This is a genomic window from Chamaesiphon sp. GL140_3_metabinner_50, assembly GCF_025361915.1.
GTDB lineage: Bacteria > Cyanobacteriota > Cyanobacteriia > Cyanobacteriales > Chamaesiphonaceae > Chamaesiphon.
Map to the genome: position 1 here is coordinate 1 of NZ_JANYJC010000051.1, position 5,571 is coordinate 5,571.

The window sequence follows — 5,571 nt, forward strand, 5'->3', positions numbered from 1 at the left end:
AAGGATCGGTTTCACAATTATCGCTGTAACCTGCTTCGACAAAAACTTGTTCGACTTTGCCATCATTGACGACCATCGAATACCGCCAAGACCGCATCCCAAAGCCTAAGTTGGCTTTGTCTACCAACATCCCGATCTTCCGGCTGAATTCACCATTACCATCGGGGAGGAGCTTGACGTTTTTGACTTCCATGTTTTTGCCCCATTGGAACATCACGAAAGCATCATTGACGGATACACAGTATACTTCGTCAACACCCAGCGATTTGATTTCCTCGTAGGCTGCATCGTAGCCAGGGAGGTGGGTGGTAGAGCAAGTAGGGGTAAAGGCACCAGGTAGCGAGAAGACAACTACTCTTTTACCAGCAAAGATGTCTTGTGTAGTCGTATCTTGCCATTTGAAAGGGTTTGGCCCTTCGACCGATTCATCGCGCACGCGAGTCTTAAATACGACGTTGGGCACTTGTTGGTTGACTACAGCCATGATTTACTCCTAAATTTGACTAATTATTTTTAGCGCACAGCCGCTTGCGACAACTGGCAACTGAGCGATCGCCGCTCACATATCTCAGAATAATTCTAATTTAGGAATAAGTCAAGTGTGATAAGCACACCTAATTAAGAATATTTAAAATTTAACGAGCGTTATGGGAATTTGGGCATTATAATTGGAGATTACAGTATCTCTCTACTAGCCACTAGTTTCTAGTCCCTAGTCCCTCGCAATGAGCCAGCCATCAACAAACGCGATCGTTAAAACGCTTAAAGCCAAAGGCTTGCGGGTCACACCGCAACGATTTGCCGTGTATGCCAATCTCCTATCGCGTAACGATCATCCCACGGTCGAACAGCTTTTGGTAGATTTGAATCAATATTGTCCCGTCTCTTCCCAAGCGACGATTTATAGCTCCTTGCAAGCTCTCCGCGCCGCAGGATTAATCCGCGAGGTGCTGCTCGAAGCTGGAGTATCGCGCTATGATGCGATCGTCGAATCCCATCATCATTTCCACTGTCAACAATGCGGCGCGATCGAAGATATCGGCTGGGATGAGCTACCCGTAGTAGAATTCGATCGACTGCGATCGGGTTTACAAGCACTCACCTATGAAACCATCGTGCGCGGCTATTGCGATCGATGTACTCAAGCAGAGTAAAAAGTTGAAAGTTGAAAGGTAGTTTTTAAAAATAAAACCGTTGCAACCCGCATTCTGTCGTCGAGAACCTGACAGAGACCGACGCACTCAAGTAGTGCAATTTTAAAATGAGAAGTGCGGTAAACTATAAGTCCGAACTCGGTTCTACTGGGGAGCAGCCAGTGGAGGTAACGGGGAAAGTTTGGTGCAAAGCCAATGCTGTACCGCAACTGTATTTCAATCTTGTAGATCGATAAGCCAGAATGCCCGCCGAGGTAGATATACACTCCTTTGCGCGAGGTACGCAAATTAATTAACATGGCAAAAAAAATACCTGTCACCGTCATTACTGGATTTTTGGGTAGTGGCAAAACTACTCTAATTCGACATTTACTCACCCACAATCAAGGGCGACGGATTGCGGTAATTGTCAATGAATTTGGCGAGTTGGGCATCGATGGGGAATTATTGAAATCTTGTCAAGTATGCCCAGAAGATGAGCTAGAAACTCCCAGTAATATCGTCGAACTTACAAATGGTTGCTTGTGCTGTACGGTACAGGAAGAATTTCTTCCCACAATGCAGGCTCTGATCGCACGCAAAGATGACATCGACTGTATCTTAATCGAAACCTCTGGTTTGGCACTACCCAAACCGCTAATTACCGCCTTCCGCTGGCCAGAAATTCGCACCGCAGCGACGGTTGATGCGGTCATTACGGTGGTCGATTGCGATGCCGTGGCAGATGGGAGGTTTGCCAGCGATCCGGCGGCTGTAGACGCGATCGGGCAGGAAGATGAAAATTTAGACCACGAGACACCTTTGCAGGAGTTATTTGAGGATCAATTGGCTTGTGCGGATCTGGTGGTTTTAAATAAAGCCGACTTAGTAAGTGCCGAGCAATATCAACAAACGATCGATCTAGTTAACCGAGAACTCCCCCGCGCTGTGAAAATAGTTACTAGCGATCGAGGTATTGTCGATGTTAATACAATCCTCGGATTAAATGCGGCTGTAGAAGACCATTTAGAAGATCGGCCCAGCCATCATGATGCCGAGGGAGAACACGAGCATGATGATGATATTAACTCGATTAATCTCGTTCTCGATCGCGAATTCGACCCCGAATCATTGCGTCAGAAATTAGAACTCCTCGTTAAAGAACAAGAAATCTATCGGATTAAAGGCTTCGTTGCCGTACCAAATAAACCGATGCGATTAGTCATCCAAGGTGTGGGCAATCGGTTCGAGCAATTTTACGACAGACCTTGGCGTACCGATGAGCCACGGGAGACTAAACTAGTATTTATCGGTCAGTCGATCGATCCTGTAGCAATTACTACGGCTTTAGCTGTTGGTAGATCTGAGCGAGGAAATTCGGCGTAGCTTCTCAGAATGAGCATCGATTCCGATCTGGTTCGATCGAGTAAATTATTGGGTATTAGTATTGAAAAATAGCTGGTGGGCAATGCCCACCCTACTATAATGGTTGCCATAAAAGATCGCGCTCCACGATTCAATCCCCAAGAGTATTTTGCTTGGGAAGAACAGCAACTAGAACGTCATGAATATATTAATGGCGAAGTTTATGCAATGAGTGGTGGAACTATAAATCATAGTGAAATTGCTGCAAAGTTTAATCGGTTGCTGGGAAATCATTTAGATGGTAGTGGCTGTAGAACTCTTAATTCTGATGCCAGAATTAATATCTTATCAACTGATGACTATAGTTATCCAGATGGAAGTGTAACTTGTGATGAGAGAGATCGGCGGAATACTCAATACATTGTTTACCCATGTTTAATACTTGAGGTGCTATCGGATAGTACTGAAGCTTACGATCGTGGTGAGAAGTTTTACAGGTACCGTCGCAATCCCATTTTGCAGGATTATGTGTTGGTTAGTGCTAAATCGATCGCGATCGACATTTATCATAAGAATGATGCGGGAGAATGGGTGATTATCAATTATCGTGCTGGAGATATTATCGAACTTAAAAGTATCGATCTCAGTTTCCCGATCGATCGAGTCTATCGTGGAATTGTCTTTGAATAATGGTAAAATCGATTGGATAATTTGATTTCGATCGTTTGAATCTAGCTGGTGGGAATTGCTCACTCAAATAGATAGCTACCGATCGCAAAACAAATCATGCGATTATCATCTCGATTGTCGGGTTTAATATGGAGTAGATAAATGGGTTCTGGCTATGAGTTTGCTTTGACATGCGATTTGAAGGATGACATATCGCAAGAGGTTATCGATGTCCTTTATATGACAAGATCGTCAGAACAGGACTACGACTTTACAACCACCCTCAAACATCCTCTGTTCACCAGCAGTGAAGATGGCAGTCTTGGTGACGGTTTAGATTACCTAGCCGATTGGAAATTGATTATCTCAAATAGTTCAAGTTATGGTGAAGAATCGTACCCTGGAATATTTGGTAGTGTATTTAAAGATCGTAAACTTAGTATCAGAAAATTCGTAGATGATGACACATTTAACAATACTTTTTGTCTTCTTGTAGATTGGCTGGCATCTGTTTGTTATTCACATGGATTTGTTGGTTACTATTTGTGGCTTATGAATTTTGAAAGGAATCGAGATCCAGTAATTGTTTATTTTGAGGATGGGCAAGTATTTAAAAAGCACCTAACCCATAAACTAATGCCATTAGAAAGTTATTTAGGTGAATAGAGATACAGCATTGTATGGTTTAAGATCGCGTCAATGTAGCGCACCAATAACGAATAAGTACTGCTAATTCATGAATATTCCCCGTTTACATCCAGATACGATCGAAGAAGTTAAAGCCAAAGTCGATATTGTCGATGTGATTGGCGGACATGTCGTGCTGAAAAAACGGGGTAAAGATTATTTAGGTAATTGTCCGTTTCATCAAGAGAAATCGCCGAGTTTTTCTGTCAGTCCCACCAAGCAGATGTATTACTGTTTTGGCTGTCAGGCGGGGGGGAATGCGATTACCTTTATGATGGAATTAGGGAAGCAATCTTTCACAGAAGTTGTCTTAGATTTGGCGCGGCGATATCAGGTTCCCGTTCAAACATTAGAACCAGAGCAGCGTCAGGAATTACAGCGACGACTTTCGCAGCGAGAGCAGTTGTATGAAATTTTGGCGATAACGGCGAATTTTTATCAACATGCGTTAAACCAGCCGCAGGGAGCTACAGCTCTGAATTATCTCAAGGAAGAACGTGCTTTTAGTGACGAAACAATTCAGAGTTTTCAACTCGGTTACGCGCCTGCTGGCTGGGAAACTTTAGCTAATTATTTAATCGAACAAAAGAATTTACCACCACAAGCGATCGTCGCAGCCGGACTCGCGATCGCACGTAAAGATGGTAATAGTTATTATGACAGATTTCGCGATCGATTGATGATTCCAATTCGCGATTTGCGGGGTAGAGTTATTGGGTTTGGCGGACGCACTTTGAGCGACGAACAGCCTAAATATCTCAACTCGCCGGAGACGGAGTTATTCGATAAAGGTAACACATTATATGGACTCGATCGCGCGAAAGATGCGATTAGTAAAACCGATCGCGCGGTAATAGTTGAAGGTTATTTTGATGTTATCGCGCTCCATGCGGCGGGAATCGATAGTGCGGTGGCTGCGCTCGGTACGGCGTTAAGTTTGGCGCAAGTAAAGCAGTTAGTTAAGTTTACCGAATCTAAACAAATTATCCTCAATTTCGATGCAGATAAAGCGGGGAATATTGCGACAGAAAGAGCAATTAAAGAAGTTTTCGATCTTGCCTATGATGGGATGATTCAATTAAAGGCTGTTAACTTGCAGTTAGGAAAAGATGCTGATGAATTCTTAAAAAGTCATAGTCAGCAGGATTATTTAAAATTATTAGATCTCGCTCCTTTATGGATAGGCTGGCAAATAGATAAAGCAATTGAGAATAAGGATCTTGCACAAGCAGAAGACTATCAAGCGGCTACTACAAAAATTGCCGAAGTGCTTCAAAATATCACTAATCTGAGTACTCGTGCGCCTTATCTTAAACAAGCAGCAATTTTATTAAGTAATGAAGAATCAAGGATGGTACCATTATTAATTGAAAGTCTTCAAACTGAAATTAAGAGACTCAAACCACTTCCAGATCGAAAATTTGGCGGTAATAACGCACCTGTAAATAGATTCGAGCGTACTAAATCTTCCGCACAGAAGGTAAACGATTATCCAGAGGCAATTGAAGAAATAGATAATGGCGATTTTGCTGAGAAGAGCAAAGAGAAACAAGTAGAAATTGCACCAGTCAGCATCCATCCCAATCAAAGACTCATCGAGCAAGCCGAGAGCTTATTGTTGCGGATTTACCTCCATTATCCCCTCCACCGCCTGACAATTATCGACGAGCTAGATTCGATCGATCTCACTTTTACACTCGCTCACCATCGCTTTTTG

Annotated in this window: 6 protein-coding genes and 1 riboswitch; of the genes, 5 read left to right on the top strand and 1 reads right to left on the bottom strand. The window is 43.1% G+C overall.

Features of this window, described 5'->3' with window-relative positions; translation table 11 throughout:
• Positions 1–484, bottom strand: a 484-nt coding sequence (locus Q0R35_RS02555; protein WP_295614150.1) for a peroxiredoxin, incomplete at its 3' end; no start/stop codon positions are given.
• A gap of 241 nt (positions 485–725) precedes the next feature.
• Between Q0R35_RS02555 and Q0R35_RS02560 the strand changes: the two genes are divergently transcribed.
• The 5 genes from Q0R35_RS02560 to dnaG all read left to right on the top strand — a co-directional run.
• Positions 726–1,154: a Fur family transcriptional regulator gene (locus tag Q0R35_RS02560; RefSeq protein ID WP_295614152.1), complete on the top strand. Its 429-nt coding sequence runs from the start codon at positions 726–728 to the stop codon at positions 1,152–1,154.
• Positions 1,155–1,276: 122 nt separating this feature from the next.
• Positions 1,277–1,423: riboswitch (cobalamin riboswitch) on the top strand.
• Positions 1,424–1,451: 28 nt separating this feature from the next.
• Positions 1,452–2,519: a cobalamin biosynthesis protein CobW gene (gene cobW / locus Q0R35_RS02565; RefSeq protein WP_295614154.1), complete on the top strand. Its 1,068-nt coding sequence runs from the start codon at positions 1,452–1,454 to the stop codon at positions 2,517–2,519.
• A gap of 99 nt (positions 2,520–2,618) precedes the next feature.
• Entirely contained in the window at positions 2,619–3,188 is a 570-nt protein-coding gene (locus Q0R35_RS02570; RefSeq protein ID WP_295614156.1) for a Uma2 family endonuclease, read from the top strand.
• Between the two features lie 141 nt (positions 3,189–3,329).
• Positions 3,330–3,833, top strand: coding sequence for a hypothetical protein (locus tag Q0R35_RS02575; RefSeq protein ID WP_295614158.1), 504 nt, complete (start codon positions 3,330–3,332; stop codon positions 3,831–3,833).
• Positions 3,834–3,903: 70 nt separating this feature from the next.
• On the top strand, positions 3,904–5,571 hold a 1,668-nt coding region (gene dnaG / locus Q0R35_RS02580), incomplete at its 3' end, for a DNA primase (protein ID WP_295614160.1).